Raw genomic sequence first — 21,838 nt, 5'->3', positions numbered from 1 at the left:
CGCAGATGGCGCCGGGCGCGCGTTCACACCCGGGTCACATCGTTCACAGCCCGCCGTCATCCCGCATTGAAGCGTGTTGACCGGATCCGGACAACGTTCGATGCTCCTGAGCAGCGTCCGGACGCGCTCCTCCAACTCCCCACATCCCCACCCCCCACCTCGGGAGGAACGCGATGCGCAGTAGAAAGCTGTCCTTGGCGGCACTCGCCGCTGCCGCCCTCTTCCTGCTCCCCATGTCGTCGGCGACCGCCGCGCCGACGGCCGAGGACACCGCCGCCCTCGGGTACAAGCGGCTGAACATCACCATGCAGGCACAGCAGAAGACCAACTGGTGCTGGGCCGCCGGCGGCAACACGATCGCCACCTGGTTCGGCCGGAACTACAGCCAGAACCAGTTCTGCAACGCCGCCTTCAACCGCCAGCAGGGCTACGACTGCCCCAACAACCAGGCCACGCTCGGCAACGTCCAGACCGGCCTGCGCTGGGCGGGCGTCAACCCCGGCTCGTACGTGACGGGCTGGCTGCGGTACTCGACCGTGCAGACCGAGATCAACGCCGACCGCCCGATCGAGACACGGATCCAGTGGGCGAGCGGCGGCGGGCACATGCATGTGATCTACGGCTACGACGACAGCAACAGCTGGGTCTACTGGGGCGACCCCTGGCCCTCCAGCGACCGCTACAACTGGGCCTCGCACGCCTGGTACGTGGACAACAGCTCCTTCTCCTGGACGCACTCGCTCTACCGGATAGGGGCGTGACGACGATGAACGTACGTGCCATCAGCGCGGGGTTCGTGTCCGCCGCTGCCCTCGTCGTCCTGGGCGCGGTGCCGGCCACCGCGGCCGACGTGCCGCCGCCCGCCGCGACCCCCGAGAAGGCGGCGTCCGCCCCCGAGACCCTGGAGACGCTCTCCCGGTTCTTCGCCCGCGACGGAGCCCTCGCCCGCTCGGCGGCCCGGCCCCGCGTCGAGGGCGCGTCCGTCCCGGTACGGGTGCTGTCCCCGGACTTCGTGGCGGGGAAGGAGGGCGCGCCGGTCGCCCGCGTCGAGTTCCACGCCAGCAAGGCGGTCGCCTCGGACGGGCAGACGGCCTCGCTGTGGACCGCGCGGCGGGCGGACGGCGGCTGGCAGGTGGTGAACATCGCCACCGGCGACGACGAGGTCCGGTACGCGGGGCAGGGCGCGAAGGCCCTGCCGGGCGGGATCGTCTTCCGCGAGCCGCAGATCGACGCGTGGTACGTCCAGAAGGGCGCGAAGGTGCTGCCGCTGGACGAGGACGCGGTGCGGGCGGTGGGCAGGAACGGGACGAGCCTGGCCGCGTACCGGGACCGGGTCGCCCGGGCCTACGGCGACAAGCTGCCCGGCTCCGCGTACGCCCGCAAGGGCACGGCGGGCGGTTTCGACGAGCCTGCCGCCGCGCACGACGAGCCCGTGGTCACGGCCGCGTCCGTGACGGCGGGGGCGGGCGCCGTCCTGGCCCTGGGCCTCGTCGTCACACGGGTGGGGCGCCGCCGGGCCCGCCTGAGCGGCCGCGGGTAGAGCCTTTTCCCTCCCCGCCCCGCCCCTTCCCGAACCGGGGGCAAGCCCCCAGGCCCCCGTAACGGCCTGCGGCCGTGTCCTCGAACGCCGGACGGGCTGGATTTCCGCCCGTAGGGCAGAGCCACCGGTTACGGGAAGGGGCGGGGCGGGGAACAAGCCGTGCTCACCGCGCCAGGTACCCGCCATCCACCGGCAGCACCACCCCCGTGATGAACGACGCCTCGTCCGAGGCGAGGAACAGGATGGCCGCCGCCTCCTCCGGGTGCCGAAGGGTCGCATCGGGCCCATTCCTCCCCGGTCGCCTCCAGGACGTCGGAGAGCGGGATCAGCCCGGCGTTCGCCACCAGGACGTCCAGCCGACCGAACCGCTCCACCGCGGTCCCGATCATCCGCCGGGCGTCGTCCTCCCGTGAGATGTCGCCGACCACGCGCACCAGGGACGCGTCCAGCGTCGCGAGCCGCTCCTCGTCCAGGTCGGTGGCGACCACCCGCGCGCCCTCCCGGGCGAAGAGCAGCGCCGTCGCCCGTCCGATTCCGCTCGCCGCGCCCGTGACCACGCACACCCGGCCCGCGAGCCGCCCCGGCGCCTGTTCCGTCGTCTCGTTCGCGATGCCCCGCCAACGAGCGCACGCGGTCGGAGTGTCGGCCCCCGCCAGTAGGGTGGGGAGCATGGCCGACCCCTCCAGCTACCGCCCCGAGCCGGGGCAGATCCCCGACTCGCCGGGCGTCTACAAATTCCGCGACGAGCACCGCCGGGTGATCTACGTCGGGAAGGCGAAGTCCCTGCGCCAGCGGCTGGCGAACTACTTCCAGCCGCTCGCGAGCCTGCACCCGCGCACGGCCACGATGGTCACGACGGCCGCCGCCGTCGAGTGGACCGTGGTCTCGACCGAGGTCGAGGCCCTTCAGCTGGAGTACTCCTGGATCAAGGAGTTCGACCCCCGGTTCAACGTCAAGTACCGGGACGACAAGAGCTACCCCTACCTCGCGGTGACCCTGAACGAGGAGTTCCCGCGCGTCCAGGTCATGCGCGGCCACAAGAAGAAGGGCGTGCGCTACTTCGGCCCGTACGCCCACGCGTGGGCCATCCGCGAGACCGTCGACCTGATGCTCCGCGTCTTCCCCGTCCGCACCTGCTCCGCCGGTGTCTTCCGTAACGCCGCCTCCGCCGGACGCCCCTGCCTCCTCGGCTACATCGGCAAGTGCTCCGCACCCTGCGTCGGCCGGGTCGACCCCGACGAGCATCGCGAACTGGCCGAGGAGTTCTGCGACTTCATGGCCGGCCGCACCGGCACGTACATCCGCCGCCTGGAGCAGCAGATGATGGCCGCGGCCGAGGAGATGGAGTACGAGAAGGCGGCCAGGCTCCGCGACGACATAGGGGCGCTGCGGCGCGCCATGGAGAAGAACGCCGTCGTCCTCGCCGACGCCACCGACGCCGACCTCATCGCGCTCGCCGAGGACGAGCTGGAGGCCGCCGTCCAGATCTTCCACGTCCGGGGCGGCCGGGTGCGGGGCCAGCGCGGCTGGGTCACGGACAAGGTCGAGGCCGTCTCGACGGCCGATCTCGTCGAGCACGCGCTCCAGCAGCTCTACGGCGAGGAGAGCGGCGACGCGGTCCCCAAGGAGGTCCTCGTCCCCGCCGTGCCCGAGGACGCCGACGCCGTCACCCAGTGGCTGAGCGGTCGCCGCGGGGCCCAGGTCTCCCTCCGCGTCCCGCAGCGCGGGGACAAGAAGGACCTGATGGAGACGGTCGCGCGCAACGCCCAGCAGGCGCTGGTGCTGCACAAGACCAAGCGCGCCAGCGATCTCACCACCCGCTCCCGGGCCCTGGAGGAGATCGCCGAGGCCCTGGACCTGGACTCCGCGCCGCTGCGGATCGAGTGCTTCGACATCTCGCACCTCCAGGGGCAGGACGTCGTGGCGTCCATGGTCGTCTTCGAGGACGGGCTGCCGCGCAAGAGCGAGTACCGCCGCTTCCAGATCAAGGGCTTCGAGGGCCAGGACGACGTCCGCTCGATGCACGAGGTGATCAGCCGCCGCTTCAAGCGCTACCTCGCCGAGAAGGAGAAGACGGGGGAGTGGGGCCCGGAGGCCGTGACCGTCGACGCCGACGGCGATGCCGCGGACTCCCACGGTGACGCGGTGAACGCAGACGGTGACGTCGTGCACGCCATCGGGACCATGAACGGCTCCGGCGAGGTGCCCGTCGACGACGGACGCCCCAAGCGCTTCGCGTACCCGCCCCAGCTCGTCGTCGTGGACGGCGGCCAGCCCCAGGTCGCGGCCGCCCGCCGGGCCCTGGACGAGCTGGGCATCGACGACATCGCCGTCTGCGGCCTCGCCAAGCGTCTGGAGGAGGTCTGGCTGCCCGGCGACGACGACCCGGTCGTGCTGCCCCGCTCCAGCGAAGGTTTGTACCTCCTCCAGCGGGTACGTGACACGGCTCACGACTTCGCCATCCGCTATCAGCGCTCGAAGCGGAACAAGCGCATCAGGACCAGCCCCCTGGACGCGATCCCCGGCCTCGGCGATACCCGCAAACAGGCGTTGATCAAGCATTTCGGCTCGGTGAAGCGGCTCAGGCAGGCGACAATCGAGCAGATCTGCGAGGTGCCCGGCATGGGCAGGAAGACGGCCGAGGCCGTCGCCGTGGCTCTCGCCCAGGCGGCTCCGGCCGCACCCGCCGTGAACACGGCAACAGGAGAGATCATGGAAGACGACGGGGGCACCACCGCATGACCGAGCACGACCGCCAGGCAGAGCATGAAGCGCATGAAGAGCAGCGAGAAGACGGAGCAGGACACGTGAGTACGGGCACGAAGGAGGCCGGCGAGACCGCCGACGCGGCGGCCATCCCCGAGCTGGTGATCATCTCCGGCATGTCCGGCGCCGGCCGGTCCACCGCGGCGAAGTGCCTGGAGGACCTCGGCTGGTTCGTTGTCGACAACCTGCCGCCCGCGCTGATCCCCACGATGGTGGAGCTCGGCGCCCGTTCCCAGGGCAACGTGGCCCGGATCGCCGTCGTCGTCGACGTCCGCGGCCGGCAGTTCTTCGACGCCCTGCGGGAGTCCCTCGCCGCACTCGACGCCCAGCAGGTCACCCGGCGGATCGTTTTCCTGGAGTCCTCCGACGAGGCCCTGGTCAGGCGCTTCGAGTCGGTCCGCAGGCCGCACCCGCTCCAGGGCGACGGCCGCATCACCGACGGCATCGCCGCCGAGCGGGACCTCCTGCGCGAGCTGCGCGGCGACGCCGACCTGGTGATCGACACCTCCAGCCTCAACGTCCACGAGCTGCGGGCCAAGATGGACGCCCAGTTCGCCGGCGACGAGGAGCCGGAGCTGCGGGCCACGGTCATGTCCTTCGGATTCAAGTACGGGCTGCCCGTCGACGCCGACCTCGTCGTCGACATGCGCTTCCTGCCCAACCCGCACTGGGTCCCCGAGCTGCGCCCCTTCACCGGGCTCAACGAAGAGGTCTCGGCCTACGTCTTCAACCAGCCGGGCGCCAAGGAGTTCCTCGACCGCTACACCGAGCTGCTCCAGCTGATCGCCGCGGGCTACCGCCGCGAGGGCAAGCGGTACGTGACGATCGCCGTCGGCTGCACGGGTGGCAAGCACCGCTCCGTCGCCACGTCCGAGAAGCTCGCCGCCCGCCTCGCCGCGGAAGGGGTCGAGACCGTCGTCGTCCACCGGGACATGGGGCGCGAGTGAAGCCGTACCGCCGGCGTACGTCCACCCTCTCGGTACGTACGCTCCGCAGGCGCGGCGCCCAGCCCAAGGTCGTCGCGCTGGGCGGGGGCATGGGCCTGTCCGCCTCCCTCGCCGCCCTGCGCCGGATCACCGGCGACCTGACCGCCGTGGTCACCGTCGCCGACGACGGCGGCTCCAGCGGCCGACTCCGGGAGGAGCTGGGCGTGCTGCCCCCCGGTGACCTGCGCAAGGCGCTCGCCGCGCTCTGCGGGGACGACGACTGGGGCCAGACCTGGTCCCGGGTCATCCAGCACCGTTTCCAGTCCAAGGGCGACCTGCACGAGCACGCGGTCGGCAATCTGCTGATCGTCGCGCTCTGGGAGCAGCTCGGCGACCATGTGCTCGCCCTGGACCTGGTCGGCAAGCTGCTCGGGGCGCAGGGCCGGGTGCTGCCGATGTCGGCCGTGCCGCTGGAGCTCCAGGCCCTGGTCAGAGGGCACGATCCGGCGCGCCCCGACGACGTGGACACCGTCCGCGGGCAGGCCACGGTGGCGCTCACGCCCGGGGACGTGCAGTCGGTGCACCTGGTCCCGCACGACCCGCCGGCCGTGCCGGAGGCCGTCGCCGCCGTCCGGGACGCGGACTGGGTGGTGCTCGGCCCGGGCTCCTGGTTCTCCTCGGTGATCCCGCATCTGCTCGTGCCCGAGCTGCTCGACGCGCTGACCGAGACCAAGGCCCGCAAGGTCCTCTCGCTGAACCTCGCGCCGCAGCCCGGAGAAACCGAGGGGTTCTCTCCGCAGCGTCATTTGGAGGTTTTGGGACGACACGCCCCTAAACTCGCCCTGGACGTGGTGCTGGCCGACGAGGCCGCCGTGCCCGACCGCGAGTCCCTCGCCGATGCCGCCAAGCGGCTCGGCGCCGCGGTCGAGCTGGCGCCGGTGGCCCGTGCCGACGGTCTCCCGAAGCACGATCCGGAGCTGTTGGCCGCCGCGTACGACCGTATTTTTCGGATGCATGGAAGGATCGGCCCATGGCGATGACGGCAGCGGTGAAGGACGAGATCTCCCGGCTCCCCGTCACCCGGACCTGCTGCAGGAAGGCAGAGGTCTCGTCGATCCTGCGGTTCGCGGGCGGTCTGCACCTGGTGAGCGGGCGGATCGTGATCGAGGCGGAGCTCGACACCGCGATGGCGGCACGGCGCCTCAAGCGGGACATCCTGGAGATCTTCGGACACAGCTCGGAGCTGATCGTGATGGCCCCCGGTGGTCTGCGGCGCGGTTCCCGCTTCGTCGTACGAGTGGTGGCGGGCGGCGACCAGCTGGCCCGGCAGACCGGGCTGGTCGACGGCCGGGGCCGCCCGATCCGCGGCCTGCCCCCGCAGGTCGTCTCGGGTGCCACCTGTGACGCCGAGGCGGCCTGGCGCGGCGCGTTCCTGGCGCACGGCTCGCTCACCGAGCCCGGGCGCTCCTCCTCCCTGGAGGTGACCTGCCCCGGCCCGGAGGCCGCGCTGGCCCTGGTGGGCGCGGCGCGCCGGCTGAGCATCGGCGCGAAGGCCCGTGAGGTACGGGGGGTGGACCGGGTGGTCGTCCGGGACGGCGACGCGATCGGCGCCCTGCTGACCCGGCTCGGCGCCCACGAGTCGGTGCTCGCCTGGGAGGAGCGGCGGATGCGCCGCGAGGTCCGGGCCACGGCGAACCGTCTGGCCAACTTCGACGACGCCAACCTGCGCCGCTCGGCGCGCGCGGCGGTCGCCGCCGGGGCCCGGGTGCAGCGCGCCCTGGAGATCCTCGGCGAGGAGGTGCCCGAGCACCTCGCGGCCGCGGGCCGGCTGCGCATGGAGCACAAGCAGGCCTCCCTGGAGGAGCTCGGCGCGCTCGCCGAGCCGCCGCTGACCAAGGACGCGGTCGCGGGTCGGATCCGCCGTCTGCTGGCGATGGCCGACAAGCGGGCGCAGGACCTGGGTATCCCCGGGACGGAGTCGACTCTGACGGAGGAGCTGGACGACAGCCTCGTCGGCTGACGCCGCCTCAGTCGCTCAACTCTTCGCTGCCGGTGCCTTTCTGAGGCACCGGCAGCACTCGTTCGGCCCGCATGGCACCCTTGACATGATCATGAACGGTGATCAGCCTGGCGTCTGTTGACTTTCGTGGCAGACAACAGCAAGGGGGGCTTATGAGGCGCAGAGCGAGAGCGATCCTCGCGGCGGGTTCGCTGCTGGTCGCGGGGCTCGTGGCGGCACCCGTCGCCGGAGCGGAACCTCAGGACGCGAGCGGCGGCGGTGACGCCCTCTCCGTGTGGCGGGCGACGGTCAGCAAGGAGCAGGTGCCGCTGCTGCTCGAAGCGGGCACCGACGGCCACGAGCTGACCGAACAGGTGCCGGAGAAGGGCTCCGCCACCCTGGAGCTGTACCTCACCGACCGGCAGGCCGGGCAGCTGCGCGGCAAGGGCGTCCAGCTCGCCGAGCACACCCTCTCCGCCCGGGCCGAGCAGCGGGTCGCGGGCGCCGGGGACGGTGTCTTCCGCCCGTACGGCGGTCAGGGCGGCCTCAAGCAGGAGATTCTCGCCACCGCCCAGGCCCACCCGGACATCACCAAGGTCGTCTCGCTCGGCAAGACCGTCAAGGGGCAGGACATCCTCGCCCTCAAGCTCACCAAGGGCGCCAAGAAGGCCAAGGACGGCACCAGGCCCGCGGCCCTGTACATGTCCAACCAGCACGCCCGTGAGTGGATCACCCCCGAGATGACCCGGCGGCTGATGCACCACTACCTCGACGGCTACGGCACGGACGCGCGGATCACGAAGATCGTCGACTCCACCGAGCTCTGGTTCGTGCTCTCCGCCAACCCCGACGGCTACGACTTCACCCACGCCGACCCCGGCAACCGCCAGTGGCGCAAGAACCTCCGCGACAACAACGGTGACGGGCGCATCGAGCCCGGCGACGGCGTCGACCTCAACCGTAACTTCGCCTACAAGTGGGGCTACGACAACGAGGGCTCGTCCCCCGACCCGGCCGACGAGACCTACCGCGGCCCCGGCGCCATGTCCGAGCCCGAGACCAAGGCGCTCGACGCCTTCCAGCGGCGCATCGGCTTCCAGTACGGCATCAACTACCACTCCGCCGCCCAGCTGCTGCTCTACGGGGTCGGCTGGCAGGTCGCCACCGACACCCCCGACGACGTGGCGCTCAAGGCGCTCGCCGGCACCCCGCAGAAGTCCGCCGTGCCCGGCTACCGCCCGCAGGTCTCCTCCGAGCTGTACACCACCAACGGCGAGGCCGACGGGCACGCGGCCAACGTCAACGGGATGCAGATGTTCACCCCGGAGATGTCGACCTGTGCCACCGCCTCCCGCGTCGACCCGAACGACGCCTGGGAGCCCGCCGACTGCGCCTCCGTCTTCACCTTCCCCGACGACGAGAAGCTGATCCAGGCGGAGTTCGCCAAGAACGTGCCGTTCGCGCTCGCCGTGGCCGAGTCCGCCGCCCACCCGGACCGGCCCGTCTCCGTCACCGGCAACGACGCCCCCGACTTCACCCCGGCCACCTTCACCACCTCCTACGCCCGCGGCGGCGACCAGGAGGTCTCCGTGACCGCCCGGAAGTCGCTGCGCGGCAAGGAGCTGAAGTACCGGATCAACGGCGGCCGTACGCACACCGAGCGGCTCGAGGCCTGGCAGGGCGGCGAGACCTACGGAGGCGAGGACAACCTCTACTTCGACCAGTACCGCGCCGAGGTCGAGGGCGCCGAACCGGGCGACACCGTCGAGGTCTGGTTCACCGCCCGCAGCCGCGAGGGCCGGGTGAGCGCCTCGACTCCGTTCACGTACACCGTGGCCGACCGGCCCCGCGCGGACGTGCTCGTCCTCGCCGAGGAGGGCGGCACGACCGCCGCGCGGCACACCGCCGCCTATGTGAAGGCGCTCGCCGACAACGGCCGCAAGGCCGCCGTCTGGGACGTCGCCACCCAGGGCGTACCGGACCCGCTGGGCGTCCTCGGGCACTTCCGTACGGTCGTCTGGTACACCGGCGCGGAAGAGCCCTCCGGGCCCGTCACGCTGGCCGTACGGGAGTACCTCAACGAGGGCGGCAAGCTGGTCAACGCCGGCGAGAAGTCCGGCGGGCTCGTCGACATCGGCCGGGCCACGTCCAACGACTTCGCCCAGTACTACCTCGGCGCCTACCACCGGGCCGGGCTGAACGGCCCGACCTCCTTCGCCGGGTCCGGCGGCTTCGCCGGCGTCACCGGCGCCCTCGGTGACGCGGCCGGCAACCCGCTGGACAACGCCGGCGCGTACACCGTCACCTCGGACACCCTGGCGCCCCGCCAGTTCCCGCAGTTCGGCAGCAGCCGGTCCGCCGGCGACTACCCGGGCGTCCGCACCCCCTTCGAGCCGTACGAGGGCACGCACTTCGCCGCCGTCCGGCACGCCGACGACACCTGGGCCCGGCTCAGCCGCACCGTCGACCTCACCGGCGTCGACGCGGCCGCCAGGCCCAGTCTCCGCTTCCAGGTCAGCTACGACACCGAGCCCGGCTACGACAACCTCGTCGTCGAGGCCCACACGGTGGGCCAGGACGACTGGACCACGCTGCCCGACGCCAACGGCGGCACCTCCACCGCCGCCCCGGCCGACTGCGGCGAGGGCTACTACGTCCAGGGCCACCCCTTCCTCGCCCACTATCTGACCGTCGGCGACGACGGCTGCGCCACGACCGGCACCACCGGCTCGTGGAACGCCTTCACCGGCCCCTCCAACGGCTGGCGGCAGGCCTCGATCGACCTGAGCGCCTACGCGGGCAAGCAGGTCGAGCTCTCGATCTCGTACATCGCCGATCCCGGCACCGGTGAGATGGGTGCCTTCGTCGACGACACCGCGCTCGTCGTCGGGGGAACGCCGGGCCAGAACGAGGGCTTCGAGACCGCGCTGGGAGCGTGGTCCGTACCAGGGCCGCCGGCCGGCAGCCCGGGGAACGACAGCGACTGGACCCGCTCCCCGGGGCTCTTCCACTCGCAGGCCGCCGTCACCACACGTGACACCGTGCTGCTCGGTTTCGGCCTGGAGCACGTGTCGAGCGCGGCGGAACGCGGAAGGCTGATCCGCAAGGCGCTCGGCGTGCTGCACGGCTGAGCGGCCACCCGCACCTTTGATCACAGTCAGTGATCGGGACGAAAGAGGCACCGTGGCCCGAACCCGCCGGTAATAACGGGCCACGGTGCATTCCCGGGGACTTCACGCCGCACACGATGTCACTCTCAGCCGATGAGAGAGGTAGGGTCGTAAGCGGTCGGGGACATCCCTAAAAAGAATCTCGCCGGCGTCGAAACCCGGCGTACTCTCACGAGGAGATCGGTTCGTGACGATCCGCGTAGGCATCAACGGCTTTGGCCGTATCGGTCGCAACTACTTCCGCGCGCTCCTTGAGCAGGGTGCCGACATCGAGATCGTGGCTGTCAACGACCTGGGTGACACCGCGACCACCGCACACCTGCTGAAGTACGACACGATCCTGGGGCGCCTCAAGGCCGAGGTCACCCACACGGCAGACACCATCACCGTCGATGGTCACACCATCAAGGTGCTCTCCGAGCGCAACCCGGCCGACATCCCCTGGGGCGAGCTGGGCGTCGACATCGTCATCGAGTCGACCGGCATCTTCACCAAGAAGGCCGACGCCGAGAAGCACATCGCCGGTGGCGCGAAGAAGGTCCTCATCTCGGCTCCGGCCAAGGACGAGGACATCACCATCGTCATGGGTGTCAACCAGGAGAAGTACGACCCGGCGCAGCACCACGTCATCTCCAACGCCTCCTGCACCACCAACTGTGTGGCGCCGATGGCCAAGGTCCTCGACGAGAACTTCGGCATCGTCAAGGGCCTGATGACGACGGTCCACGCGTACACCAACGACCAGCGCATCCTGGACTTCCCGCACTCCGACCTGCGTCGCGCCCGCGCCGCCGCGGAGAACATCATCCCGACCACGACCGGTGCCGCCAAGGCCACCGCCCTGGTCCTGCCGCAGCTCAAGGGCAAGCTGGACGGCATCGCCATGCGCGTCCCGGTCCCGACCGGCTCGGCCACGGACCTGGTCGTGGAGCTGCAGCGCGAGGTCACCAAGGACGAGGTCAACGCCGCGTTCAAGAAGGCCTCCGAGGACGGGGACCTCAAGGGGATCCTGTACTACACCGAGGACCCGATCGTGTCCTCGGACATCGTCAGCGACCCGGCGTCCTGCACCTTCGACTCCTCCCTGACCATGGTCCAGGAGGGCAAGTCGGTCAAGATCCTCGGCTGGTACGACAACGAGTGGGGCTACTCCAACCGTCTCGTCGACCTCACCGTCTTCGTCGGCGGCCAGCTCTGATATTCCAGAACTAGGCACCTCGATGTGAGCACAGGGCTCGGACAGCGTAAGGATGCGCTGTTCGAGCCCTGTGCCGTGTGCTTCACCGCGTTCCAAGGAGTCCAGTAGAAGATGAAGACGATCGACGAGCTTCTCGCCGAAGGCGTCGCCGGCAAGCGGGTATTCGTCCGCGCCGACCTCAACGTGCCGCTCGACGGCACGACCATCACCGACGACGGCCGCATCCGCGCCGTCCTCCCCACGGTCCGGGGGCTCGCCGAGGCCGGCGCCCGCGTCGTGGTCGCCTCGCACCTGGGCCGCCCCAAGGGCGCCCCGGACGCGGCGTTCTCGCTCGCCCCGGCCGCCGCGCGCATGAGTGAACTCCTCGGCACCGACGTGGCGTTCGCGACCGACACGGTCGGCGAGTCCGCCAGGACGACCGTCGAGGGCCTGGCCGACGGCCAGGTCGCCGTCATCGAGAACCTGCGCTTCAACGCCGGCGAGACCGCCAAGGACGACGCCGAGCGCAAGGCGTTCGCCGAGCAGCTCGCCCAGCTCGCCGACGTGTACGTCGGCGACGGCTTCGGCGCCGTACACCGCAAGCACGCCTCGGTCTTCGACCTCCCGGCGCTGCTGCCGCACGCCGCCGGTCACCTCATCGCCGCCGAGGTCGGCGTCCTGAAGAAGCTGACCGCCGACGTCAAGCGCCCCTACGTGGTCGTGCTCGGCGGCGCCAAGGTCTCCGACAAGCTCGCCGTCATCGACGAGCTGCTCGGCAAGGCCGACCGCCTCCTCATCGGCGGTGGCATGGCCTACACCTTCCTCAAGGCCAAGGGCTACGAGGTCGGCATCTCCCTCCTGCAGGAGGACCAGATCCCGACGGTGACCGAGTACATGGCGCGGGCGGAGAAGAGTGGCGTGGAGCTCGTCCTCCCCGTCGACGTGCTCGTCTCCACGGACTTCCCGAACCTGAAGACCAAGGCCCCGGCCGACTTCGAGACCGTCGACGCCGACAAGATCCCCTCCGACAAGGAGGGCCTCGACATCGGCCCGAAGACCCGTGAGCTGTACGCCTCGAAGATCGCCGACGCCGAGACCGTCTTCTGGAACGGTCCGGTGGGCGTCTTCGAGCACCCCGACTACGCCGGTGGCACCCGCGCCATCGCGCAGGCCCTCGTCGACAGCAGCGCCTTCACCGTCGTGGGCGGTGGCGACTCGGCCGCCGCCGTGCGCACGCTGGGCTTCGACGAGAATGCCTTCGGCCACATCTCGACCGGTGGTGGCGCCTCCCTCGAATATCTTGAGGGCAAGACGCTCCCCGGCCTCGCCGCACTGGAGGACTGAACACCTTGAGCACGCGTACCCCGCTGATGGCGGGCAACTGGAAGATGAACCTCAACCACCTGGAGGCCATCGCCCACGTCCAGAAGCTCGCCTTCGCGCTGACCGACAAGGACTACGACGCCGTCGAGGTGGCGGTCCTGCCGCCCTTCACGGACCTGCGGTCCGTCCAGACCCTGGTCGACGGCGACAAGCTCAAGATCAAGTACGGCGCCCAGGACATCTCGGCGCAGGACTCCGGTGCGTACACCGGTGAGATCTCGGGCGCCATGCTCGCCAAGCTGAAGTGCGCCTACGTCGCCGTGGGCCACTCCGAGCGCCGGCAGTACCACGCCGAGACGGACGAGATCTGCAACGCCAAGGTGAAGGCCGCGTACAAGCACGGTCTGACCCCGATCCTCTGCGTCGGCGAGGGCCTGGACGTCCGCAAGGCGGGCGAGCAGGTCCCGTACACCCTGCGCCAGCTCGACGGCGGTCTGAAGGACCTCCCGGCCGAGCAGGCCGAGTCCATCGTGATCGCCTACGAGCCGGTGTGGGCCATCGGCACCGGCGAGGTCGCCACCCCCGAGGACGCGCAGGAGGTCTGCGGGGCGATCCGCGGGCGCCTCGCGGAGCTGTACTCGCAGGAGCTGGCCGACAAGGTCCGCATCCAGTACGGCGGCTCCGTCAAGGCCGGCAACGTCGCCGCGATCATGGCGCAGCCCGACGTCGACGGTGCCCTGGTGGGCGGCGCGGCGCTGGACGCCGAGGAGTTCGTCAAGATCGTCCGCTTCCGCGACCAGTGACGCGACCGGTGAGTAGGCGGTAGCGACGATCCGTCGTACCCTTGCGGGGGTCGGGCAGGACCTGCCCGACCCCCGTCCGTATAAGTCCGAGGAAGTTGGTCCAGCCGTGGTTATGGGGTTCTCGATCGCCCTGATCGTCTTCAGCGCGCTGCTGATGCTGCTCGTGCTGATGCACAAGGGGAAGGGCGGCGGCCTCTCCGACATGTTCGGCGGTGGCATGCAGTCGTCCGTCGGTGGCTCCTCGGTTGCCGAGCGCAACCTGGACCGGATCACCGTTGTGGTCGGCCTGATGTGGTTCGCCTGCATTGTCGTGCTTGCGCTTCTGATGAAGTTGGACGTGTAACTCCAATCACTGGACGCGCGTTGGGCCTTACGTAGACTGGGGCATCTTCGAGCACCATCACGCAGGGAGTTACGACCGTGGCAAGTGGCAACGCGATCCGGGGAAGCCGGGTCGGAGCGGGGCCGATGGGGGAGGCCGAGCGGGGCGAGTCGGCGCCGCGCCTCCGCATCTCCTTCTGGTGCTCGAACGGGCACGAGACGCAGCCGAGCTTCGCCAGTGACGCACAGGTTCCGGAGACGTGGGACTGCCCGCGTTGCGGCTTCCCGGCCGGTCAGGACCGGGACAACCCCCCGGACCCGCCGCGCACCGAGCCGTACAAGACGCACCTCGCGTACGTACGCGAGCGGCGCAGCGACGCGGACGGCGAGGCGATCCTCGCGGAGGCGCTCGCCAAGCTGCGCGGCGAGATCTGAGCGTGGTGTGACAGTGTGACGAACGGGCCCTGCCCGCGAACTCGGTTCGCGGGCAGGGCCCGTTCGCGTAGGAATGTCCCGCTACCGGTGGTCCCGAACCGGTCGCGTCGGAAGCGCGCGGAGCGCGCCGCCCTCCTCGCTCTGTCGGTGTCTCCTCGCACCCCCTGATCAACTAGGTTGGAGTGGCAGCGGGGCAAGCAGGCAGGAAGAGAAGAAGTAGGCGATGTCCGAGATGAACGCAGAAGGACGTACGAGGCTCAACCGCACACCGGAGTGGGCCGCCCTCGGCAAGCACCGCGAGCAGCTGGGAGACACCCATCTGCGCGAGCTGTTCGCCGCCGACCCGGACCGCGGCACCGCGTACACGCTGCGCGTCGGCGATCTGTACCTGGACTACTCCAAGAACCTCGTCACCGACGAGACGCTGGCGCTGCTGCGCGAGCTGGCCGCCGCGACCGGCGTGGCCGAGCTGCGCGACGCCATGTTCCGCGGCGAGAAGATCAACACCACCGAGGACCGCGCGGTCCTGCACACCGCGCTGCGCGCCCCGCGTGACGCCGTCGTCGAGGTCGACGGCGAGAACGTCGTCCCGGCCGTCCACGCCGTCCTCGACAAGATGGCGGCCTTCGCGGACAAGGTCCGCTCGGGCGAGTGGACCGGTCACACCGGCAAGCCGATCAAGAACATCGTGAACATCGGCATCGGCGGCTCCGACCTCGGGCCCGCCATGGCCTACGAGGTCCTGCGCTCCTACACCCAGCGGGACCTGACGTTCCGCTTCGTCTCCAACGTCGACGGCGCCGACCTCCACGAGGCCGTCCGCGACCTCGACCCGGCCGAGACGCTCTTCATCGTCGCCTCCAAGACCTTCACCACCATCGAGACGGTCACCAACGCCACCTCCGCCCGCGACTGGCTGCTCACCGGCCTCCGGGCCGATCAGGCGGCGGTGGCCAAGCACTTCGTGGCCCTGTCGACCAATGCCGAGAAGGTCCAGGACTTCGGCATCGACACGGCCAACATGTTCGAGTTCTGGGACTGGGTCGGTGGACGCTACTCGTACGACTCCGCCATCGGCCTCTCCCTGATGATCGCCATCGGCCCGGACCGCTTCCGCGAGATGCTCGACGGCTTCCACCTCGTCGACGAGCACTTCCGCACCGCCCCGCCCGAGGAGAACGCACCGCTGCTCCTCGGCCTCCTCGGTGTCTGGTACGGCGGCTTCTTCGACGCCCAGTCGCACGCCGTCCTGCCGTACTCCCACTACCTGTCGAAGTTCACGGCCTACCTCCAGCAGCTCGACATGGAGTCCAACGGCAAGTCCGTCGACCGCGACGGCAACCCCGTCGACTGGCAGACCGGCCCGGTCGTCTGGGGCACACCCGGCACCAACGGTCAGCACGCCTACTACCAGTTGATCCACCAGGGCACGAAGCTCATCCCGGCCGACTTCATCGGCTTCGCGGAGCCCGTGGCCGACCTGCTCCCCGGCCTCGTCGCCCAGCACGACCTGCTGATGGCCAACTTCTTCGCCCAGACGCAGGCCCTGGCCTTCGGCAAGACCGCCGACGAGGTACGGGCCGAGGGCGTCGCCGAGGAACTCGTCTCGCACAAGACCTTCCAGGGCAACCACCCCACGACGACGATCCTCGCCAAGAAGCTCACCCCCTTCGTCCTCGGTCAGCTCGTCGCGCTCTACGAGCACAAGGTGTTCGTCCAGGGCGCGATCTGGAACATCGACTCCTTCGACCAGTGGGGCGTCGAGCTGGGCAAGGTCCTCGCCAAGAAGATCGAGCCCGTGCTCACCGGTGGCAAGGGCGCCGACGGGCTCGACGGCTCGACCGCCGGACTCGTCGCCACCTACCGGTCGCTGCGCGGGAGGTAGAAGCGATGCGGGGGGAGAACGCGGTGCGGGGCGAGGTACGGCTACGGCCGCCGAGCAACACGCTGAACGAACGGGCCGTCGGCTGGTGGCGCACCCAGTGGCTGGTGACCACCGCCGTGCCGGTGGTGGTCCTCGCCGTCCTCGGGCTGTTCGTCGAGCCGGCCCGGTTCTGGCTGTGGCTGCCCGCCGCCGTCCTGGCGGTCGCCGGCCTCGCCTGCGCCGCGTTCTTCCCCTCCTGGTGGTTCCGGGTCCACCGCTGGGAGGTCACCGAGGACGCCGTCTACGTCCGTACCGGGCTCTTCTGGCAGGAGTGGCGGATCGCGCCCATGTCCCGGATCCAGACCGTCGACACCGTCCGGGGCCCGCTGGAGCAGCTCTTCAAGCTCGCCACCGTCACCGTGACCACCGCCTCCTCCAAGGGCGCCCTGCGCATCGAGGGCCTCGACCACGAACTCGCCGCGGACCTCGCCGAGAAGCTCACCCGCATCACCCAGGCCACGCCGGGAGACGCCACATGAGCGAGGAGGAGGGCGGTGCTCCCGAGGACTGGCGGCGCCTGGACCGGCGTACGGTGCTGGTCACGGCGGTCGTCCTCGTCGGCGTCGCCGGCGGCGCCGCCCTGCCCACGTTCTTCGGCCTGACCAACACCCTGTCCGCCGGGCAGGCCATCGCCTGGATCCTCACCGGGGCGACCCTCCTCATCGGTGGCGGCTCGGCGGCGGACCACATCCGCTGGCGACGCACCCGCTACCGCGTCGGCGCCGAACGGGCCGAACTCCACACCGGGCTCCTGCTGGTCAAACGCCGCTCGCTGGCCCGCGAACGGATCCGCAGCGTCGACCTGACCGCCAACCCGCTCCAGCGCGTCCTCGGCCTGGTCAAGGTCCGCATCGGCACCGGCGAGCAGCATGGCGGCGGCGAGTCCACCCTGGAACTCGATCCCGTCGCCCGGGCCGAGGGCGAGCGGCTCCGCCGTGAACTGCTCGACCGCACCGTCCCCGCCGGCGAGGACACCCGCCACGACGGCGCCCTCGCCGACCTCGACCCGCGCTGGATCCGCTACGCCCCGGTCTCCTTCGTCGCCGTGCTGTTCGGCGGCGCGGCGGCCGGTGCCGTGATGCAGGTCAGCGAGTGGTTCGGCGCCCAGAAGGAGGTCATCGACTGGATAGGGGACCGCTTCCAGGACACCTCCGTCGTCTCGATGATCCTCGTCCTGCTCGTCCTCGCCCTCCTCGCCGGCACCGTCGGCGCCCTGGCCCTCTGGGTCGAGATGTGGTGGAACTACCGCCTGGAGCGCGAGCCCGGCGGCACCCTGCGGGTCCGCCGCGGCCTCTTCACCGCGCGCTCGATCTCCATCGAGGAACGCCGCCTGCGCGGCGTGGAGCTGGTCGAGCCGCTGGGCGTCCGGATGTGCGGGGCCGCCCGTGTCGACGCCGTCGCCACCGGACTGGCCGAGGACGAGGAGGACAAGCACGCCGACCACAAGACCCTGCTGCCCGCGGCGCCCCGCGCCGTCGCCGACCGGGTCGCCGCGCAGGTGCTGCGCGCAGCCGAGCCCCCGACGGGCGCGCCGCTCACCGCCCACCCCCGCGCCGCCCGTAGCCGCCGGCTGCGCTGGGCGTTGGGGAGCGTGTTCGTCCCGGTCGCGGTGCTCGTCGTCCTCGGGCTCCTCCTGGCCCCCGCCCTGCTGTACGTCGCGGCCGGCTGCGCCCTCGCCCTCGGTGGCCTCGCCGTGGTGGCCGCGCTCGACGCCTACCGGAACCTCGGACACGGCGTCACCGGCGAGTACCTGGTGACCCGTTCCGGCACCGTCCGCCGCACCACGGTCGCCCTGGAACGCGGCGGCGTCATCGGCTGGACGGTCAAGCAGTCCTACTTCCAGCGCCGGGCCGGCCTGGTGACCCTGACCGCGACGACGGCGGCGGGCACGGGCGGGTACGACGTCCACGACGCCGATCGGAGCGAGGGCCTGACCTTCGCCGCCGAGGCGGTGCCGGACCTGCTCGCCCCCTTCCTCGAGCCCGTACGGGAAACGCCGGAGGCCCGGTCCACCGTGCGGTGAACCGGGCCTCCTTGAGCGTCCGTCAGGCAGGAGCCGGACGTCTGGCCGAAGCCCGACGTCAGGCCGAGGCCGGCGGGTACAGCGCGCGCGGCAGCTCCGAGGCCGCCGCCGCGTCGAGCAGCCACAGCGTCCGCGAGCGGCCGTAGGCGCCCGCCGCCGGGGCCTGGATCTCGCCCGCCCCCGACAACGCGATCGCCGCGGCCTTCGCCTTGTCCTCGCCGGCCGCGAGCAGCCAGACCTCACGCGCGGCACGGATCGCCGGCAGCGTCAGCGAGATCCGGACCGGCGGCGGCTTCGGCGCGCCGTGCACGCCCACCACCGTGCGCTCGGTCTCGCGGACCGCAGGAAGCTCCGGGAAGAGCGAGGCCACGTGCGTGTCGGGCCCGACGCCCAGCATCAGCACGTCGAAGGACGGCACCTCCGCATGGTCCTCGGGACCGGCGGCCGCGGCCAGTTCGGCCGCGTACGCCTCGGCGGCCGCCTCGACGTCGTTGCCGTACGGCCCGTCCGAGGCAGGCATCGCGTGCACCCGCGCCGGGTCCAGCGGGACGCTGTCGAGCAGCGCCGCGCGGGCCTGGGTGACATTGCGCTCCGGGTCACCGTCGGGCAGGAACCGCTCGTCGCCCCACCACAGGTCGAGCCGCGACCAGTCGATCGCGTCCCGCGCGGGGGCCGAACTGAGCGCGGCTAGCAGCCCGTTGCCGTTCCGGCCGCCGGTGAGGACCACGGACGCCGAGCCGCGGGCGGCCTGGGCGTCCACGATCCGCGTGATCAGCCGCGCCGCCGCGGCCTGCGCCATCAGCTCCTTGTCGCGGTGGACGACGAGCTGCGGGGTGCTCACTTGACCGCCGCCTTCTTGGCCGGGGCCTTCTTCGCGGGTGCCTTGACGGTCTCGGGAGCCGCGTCCACCTCCGCCGCGTCGGCGGCCGGAGCCGGATCGCTCGGAGCCGGATCGGCCGGAGCCGTCAGCTTCGCCTTCTCGTCCAGCCGGTCGAGCCCGTATCGCAGCGCCGAGGCGTACGTGTCGTCCGGGTCGAGCCGCCGCAGCTCCTCGGCGATCAGCTCGGCCGTCTCGCGGCGCTTGAGCGCCACGGCACGGTCCGGCTGCCCCTGGATGGAAAGCGTCGCCAGCGAGCCGTCCGGCCGGTCGAGCACGATCGGCCCGCAGTTGGACTCCATCCGTACGGAGGTGAGTCCCGGCCCCGTGGAGGGGGACCGGCGTACCGGCACCTTCAGCCGGTCCGCCAGCCACATGGCGAGCAGCTCGACGCTCGGGTTGAACTCCTCGCCCTCCACCTCGGCCGAGGTGACCTCGCACACGACCTGGTCGAGCGCCGCGGCGAGCATCGAGCGCCACGGCGTGATCCGGGTCCAGGCCAGGTCCGTGTCGCCCGGGGTGTACGTCTCCGCCCGCCCGGTCAGCTCGTGGATCGGCTGCTCGGCGGCGTAGGTGTCGGTCACCCGGCGCTGGGCGATCGCGCCCAGCGGGTCGTTCGCCGGGTCGGCCGGGGCGTTGACCGGCCACCAGACGACGGTGGGCGCGTCGGGGAGGAGCAGCGGCAGGACCACCGACTGGGCGTGGTCGGCGACCTCGCCGTACAGCCGGAGGACAACCGTTTCGCCCGTGCTGGCGTCGGCGCCGAGGCGGACCTCGGCGTCGAGCCGTGCCTTCGCGCGGTCGCGCGGCGAACGCGAGACCCGCTTGATGACGACCAGCGTCCGCGAGGGGTGCTCGCGGGACGCGTCGTTGGCCGCCTTCAGCGCGTCGTAGGCGTTCTCCTCGTCGGTGACGATGACGAGGGTGAGCACCATGCCGACGGCGGGCGTGCCGATGGCACGCCGCCCGAGCACCAGCGCCTTGTTGATCTTGCTGGACGTGGTGTCCGTGAGGTCGGTCTTCATGGCCGGCGCCAGCTCCGTCCGTCTCGTGCGAGCATCTCGTCCGCCTCGACGGGACCCCAGGTCCCGGACTGGTACTGCGCGGGCTTGCCGTGCTTGTCCCAGTACTGCTCGATCGGGTCGAGGATCTTCCAGGAGAGCTCGACCTCCTCGACCCGCGGGAAGAGGTTCGAGTCGCCGAGCAGCACATCGAGGATGAGCCGCTCGTACGCCTCGGGGCTGGACTCCGTGAAGGACTCGCCGTACGCGAAGTCCATCGACACGTCCCGGACCTCCATCGAGGTGCCCGGCACCTTGGAGCCGAACCGCATCGTCACGCCCTCGTCCGGCTGGACGCGGATGACCAGGGCGTTCTGGCCCAGCTCCTCCGTCGCCGTCTGGTCGAAGGGCGAGTGGGGAGCGCGCTGGAAGACCACCGCGATCTCGGTGACGCGGCGGCCGAGCCGCTTGCCGGTACGGAGGTAGAACGGGACGCCCGCCCAGCGGCGGTTGTCGATCTCCAGCTTGATGGCCGCGTAGGTGTCGGTCTTCGACTTGGGGTCGATCCCCTCCTCCTGCAGATAGCCGACGGCCCTCGCGCCGCCCTGCCATCCCGGCGCGTACTGGGCGCGCACGGTCGAGGCACCCAGGTCCTTCGGCAGCTTCACCGCGCCGAGCACCTTGGTCTTCTCGGCCGCGAGCGCGTCCGCGTCGAAGGAGGCGGGCTCCTCCATCGCGGTCAGCGCGAGCAGCTGGAGGAGGTGGTTCTGGATGACGTCACGGGCGGCGCCGATGCCGTCGTAGTAGCCGGCGCGGCCGCCGATGCCGATGTCCTCGGCCATGGTGATCTGCACGTGGTCGACGTACGACCGGTTCCAGATCGGCTCGAAGAGCGTGTTGGCGAAGCGGAGCGCCAGGATGTTCTGGACGGTCTCCTTGCCCAGGTAGTGGTCGATCCGGAAGACCGCCTCGGGCGGGAAGACCTCGTGGACGACCTCGTTGAGCTCCTTCGCGGAGGCCAGGTCGTGACCGAAGGGCTTCTCGATGACCGCGCGGCGCCAGGAGTTGTTCTTCTGGTCGGCCAGGCCGTGCTTCTTCAGCTGCTGGACGACCAGGGGGAAGAACTTCGGCGGCACGGAGAGGTAGAAGGCGAAGTTGCCGCCCGTGCCCTGCGCCTTGTCCAGCTCCTCGATGGTGGTCTTCAGCTGGTCGAAGGCGTCGTCGTCGTCGAAGTCGCCCTGGACGAAGCGCATCCCCTGGATCAGCTGCTGCCACACCTCCTCGCGGAACGGGGTGCGGGCGTGCTGTTTGACGGCCTCGTAGACCTCCTGCGCGAAGTCCTCGTCCTGCCACTCGCGGCGTGCGAAGCCGACGAGCGAGAAGCCCGGCGGCAGCAGACCACGGTTGGCCAGGTCGTAGACGGCAGGCATCAGCTTCTTTCGGGACAAATCGCCCGTGACGCCGAAGATCACCAGACCCGACGGCCCCGCGATACGCGGGAGCCGTCGGTCTGCGGCGTCACGGAGCGGGTTGGCTCCGTGAACTGCGCTCAA

19 protein-coding genes are annotated in these 21,838 nt (G+C 70.9%); 15 read left to right on the top strand and 4 right to left on the bottom strand.

Translation table 11 applies throughout. The annotated features are described in order from the left end of the window. Window positions 1–173: 173 nt before the first annotated feature. Window positions 174–761 (top strand): papain-like cysteine protease family protein, encoded by a 588-nt coding sequence (locus tag ACWF79_RS12240; RefSeq protein WP_453727998.1) that lies wholly within the window; start codon window positions 174–176, stop codon window positions 759–761. Window positions 762–766: 5 nt separating this feature from the next. Further along, window positions 767–1,540, top strand: coding sequence for a hypothetical protein (locus ACWF79_RS12235; protein WP_453727997.1), 774 nt, complete (start codon window positions 767–769; stop codon window positions 1,538–1,540). A 128-nt stretch (window positions 1,541–1,668) separates the two neighbouring features. On the opposite strand, the gene ACWF79_RS12230 is transcribed toward ACWF79_RS12235, so the two are convergent. Beyond that, the gene (locus tag ACWF79_RS12230) at window positions 1,669–2,211 is read right to left on the bottom strand and encodes an SDR family NAD(P)-dependent oxidoreductase (RefSeq protein ID WP_453727996.1); all 543 of its coding nucleotides are present in this window, start codon (window positions 2,209–2,211) and stop codon (window positions 1,669–1,671) included. Here ACWF79_RS12230 and uvrC point away from each other — a divergent pair. From uvrC to ACWF79_RS12165, 13 genes are all read left to right on the top strand, one after another. Then, complete coding sequence (gene uvrC / locus ACWF79_RS12225) at window positions 2,210–4,282, top strand: excinuclease ABC subunit UvrC (protein WP_453727995.1); 2,073 nt, start codon at window positions 2,210–2,212, stop codon at window positions 4,280–4,282. The genes ACWF79_RS12230 and uvrC overlap by 2 nt on opposite strands. After that, the gene (rapZ, locus tag ACWF79_RS12220) at window positions 4,279–5,253 is read left to right on the top strand and encodes an RNase adapter RapZ (RefSeq protein WP_453727994.1); all 975 of its coding nucleotides are present in this window, start codon (window positions 4,279–4,281) and stop codon (window positions 5,251–5,253) included. The genes uvrC and rapZ overlap by 4 nt, the downstream gene beginning before the upstream one ends. Further along, window positions 5,250–6,272, top strand: coding sequence for a gluconeogenesis factor YvcK family protein (locus ACWF79_RS12215; RefSeq protein ID WP_453727993.1), 1,023 nt, complete (start codon window positions 5,250–5,252; stop codon window positions 6,270–6,272). Before rapZ ends, ACWF79_RS12215 begins: the two co-directional genes overlap by 4 nt. Beyond that, a complete protein-coding gene (whiA, locus tag ACWF79_RS12210; protein WP_361958458.1) occupies window positions 6,263–7,252 on the top strand; it encodes a DNA-binding protein WhiA in 990 nt (329 codons plus the stop codon). Before ACWF79_RS12215 ends, whiA begins: the two co-directional genes overlap by 10 nt. A gap of 152 nt (window positions 7,253–7,404) precedes the next feature. Beyond that, on the top strand, window positions 7,405–10,362 hold the full coding sequence (locus ACWF79_RS12205; protein WP_453727992.1) for a M14 family zinc carboxypeptidase: 2,958 nt from the start codon (window positions 7,405–7,407) through the stop codon (window positions 10,360–10,362). Window positions 10,363–10,588: 226 nt separating this feature from the next. Further along, a complete protein-coding gene (gap, locus tag ACWF79_RS12200; RefSeq protein WP_453727991.1) occupies window positions 10,589–11,599 on the top strand; it encodes a type I glyceraldehyde-3-phosphate dehydrogenase in 1,011 nt (336 codons plus the stop codon). A 111-nt stretch (window positions 11,600–11,710) separates the two neighbouring features. Further along, window positions 11,711–12,922, top strand: coding sequence for a phosphoglycerate kinase (locus ACWF79_RS12195; protein WP_453727990.1), 1,212 nt, complete (start codon window positions 11,711–11,713; stop codon window positions 12,920–12,922). Between the two features lie 5 nt (window positions 12,923–12,927). After that, on the top strand, window positions 12,928–13,704 hold the full coding sequence (gene tpiA, locus ACWF79_RS12190; protein ID WP_453727989.1) for a triose-phosphate isomerase: 777 nt from the start codon (window positions 12,928–12,930) through the stop codon (window positions 13,702–13,704). 112 nt (window positions 13,705–13,816) lie between these two features. Further along, the gene (secG, locus tag ACWF79_RS12185; RefSeq protein ID WP_361958470.1) at window positions 13,817–14,047 is read left to right on the top strand and encodes a preprotein translocase subunit SecG; all 231 of its coding nucleotides are present in this window, start codon (window positions 13,817–13,819) and stop codon (window positions 14,045–14,047) included. 77 nt (window positions 14,048–14,124) lie between these two features. Further along, a complete protein-coding gene (locus tag ACWF79_RS12180; RefSeq protein WP_003976875.1) occupies window positions 14,125–14,460 on the top strand; it encodes an RNA polymerase-binding protein RbpA in 336 nt (111 codons plus the stop codon). Window positions 14,461–14,692: 232 nt separating this feature from the next. Further along, complete coding sequence (gene pgi / locus ACWF79_RS12175) at window positions 14,693–16,345, top strand: glucose-6-phosphate isomerase (protein ID WP_453728103.1); 1,653 nt, start codon at window positions 14,693–14,695, stop codon at window positions 16,343–16,345. Window positions 16,346–16,350: 5 nt separating this feature from the next. Next, entirely contained in the window at window positions 16,351–16,863 is a 513-nt protein-coding gene (locus ACWF79_RS12170; protein ID WP_453727988.1) for a PH domain-containing protein, read from the top strand. Beyond that, complete coding sequence (locus ACWF79_RS12165; protein ID WP_453727987.1) at window positions 16,860–18,407, top strand: PH domain-containing protein; 1,548 nt, start codon at window positions 16,860–16,862, stop codon at window positions 18,405–18,407. Before ACWF79_RS12170 ends, ACWF79_RS12165 begins: the two co-directional genes overlap by 4 nt. Window positions 18,408–18,465: 58 nt before the next feature. Here ACWF79_RS12165 and pgl read toward each other — a convergent pair whose 3' ends face one another. From pgl to zwf, 3 genes are read right to left on the bottom strand one after another with little or no spacing between them, the layout of a single operon-like run. Next, window positions 18,466–19,248: a 6-phosphogluconolactonase gene (gene pgl / locus ACWF79_RS12160; RefSeq protein WP_453727986.1), complete on the bottom strand. Its 783-nt coding sequence runs from the start codon at window positions 19,246–19,248 to the stop codon at window positions 18,466–18,468. Further along, window positions 19,245–20,309: a glucose-6-phosphate dehydrogenase assembly protein OpcA gene (gene opcA, locus ACWF79_RS12155; protein WP_453727985.1), complete on the bottom strand. Its 1,065-nt coding sequence runs from the start codon at window positions 20,307–20,309 to the stop codon at window positions 19,245–19,247. The genes pgl and opcA overlap by 4 nt, the downstream gene beginning before the upstream one ends. After that, window positions 20,306–21,838, bottom strand: a complete 1,533-nt coding sequence (gene zwf, locus ACWF79_RS12150) for a glucose-6-phosphate dehydrogenase (RefSeq protein WP_453727984.1) — start codon at window positions 21,836–21,838, stop codon at window positions 20,306–20,308. Before zwf ends, opcA begins: the two co-directional genes overlap by 4 nt.

The sequence above is a fragment of the Streptomyces sp. NPDC054975 genome (genome assembly GCF_053609105.1).
Note: the sequence above shows the minus strand (reverse complement) of the source record. Positions and strands in the feature narration are given on the sequence as shown.

Excerpts from the sequence above, each read along its gene's own strand:
- ACWF79_RS12230 (WP_453727996.1), bottom strand. The coding sequence starts at position 2,211 with ATGCTCCCCACCCTACTGGCGGGGGCCGACACTCCGACCGCGTGCGCT.
- ACWF79_RS12205 (WP_453727992.1), top strand. The coding sequence starts at position 7,405 with ATGAGGCGCAGAGCGAGAGCGATCCTCGCGGCGGGTTCGCTGCTGGTC.
- whiA (WP_361958458.1), top strand. The coding sequence starts at position 6,263 with ATGGCGATGACGGCAGCGGTGAAGGACGAGATCTCCCGGCTCCCCGTC.
- uvrC (WP_453727995.1), top strand. The coding sequence starts at position 2,210 with ATGGCCGACCCCTCCAGCTACCGCCCCGAGCCGGGGCAGATCCCCGAC.
- ACWF79_RS12195 (WP_453727990.1), top strand. The coding sequence starts at position 11,711 with ATGAAGACGATCGACGAGCTTCTCGCCGAAGGCGTCGCCGGCAAGCGG.
- ACWF79_RS12170 (WP_453727988.1), top strand. The coding sequence starts at position 16,351 with ATGCGGGGGGAGAACGCGGTGCGGGGCGAGGTACGGCTACGGCCGCCG.
- ACWF79_RS12235 (WP_453727997.1), top strand. The coding sequence starts at position 767 with ATGAACGTACGTGCCATCAGCGCGGGGTTCGTGTCCGCCGCTGCCCTC.
- opcA (WP_453727985.1), bottom strand. The coding sequence starts at position 20,309 with ATGAAGACCGACCTCACGGACACCACGTCCAGCAAGATCAACAAGGCG.
- rapZ (WP_453727994.1), top strand. The coding sequence starts at position 4,279 with ATGACCGAGCACGACCGCCAGGCAGAGCATGAAGCGCATGAAGAGCAG.
- pgi (WP_453728103.1), top strand. The coding sequence starts at position 14,693 with ATGAACGCAGAAGGACGTACGAGGCTCAACCGCACACCGGAGTGGGCC.
- ACWF79_RS12240 (WP_453727998.1), top strand. The coding sequence starts at position 174 with ATGCGCAGTAGAAAGCTGTCCTTGGCGGCACTCGCCGCTGCCGCCCTC.
- secG (WP_361958470.1), top strand. The coding sequence starts at position 13,817 with ATGGGGTTCTCGATCGCCCTGATCGTCTTCAGCGCGCTGCTGATGCTG.
- ACWF79_RS12165 (WP_453727987.1), top strand. The coding sequence starts at position 16,860 with ATGAGCGAGGAGGAGGGCGGTGCTCCCGAGGACTGGCGGCGCCTGGAC.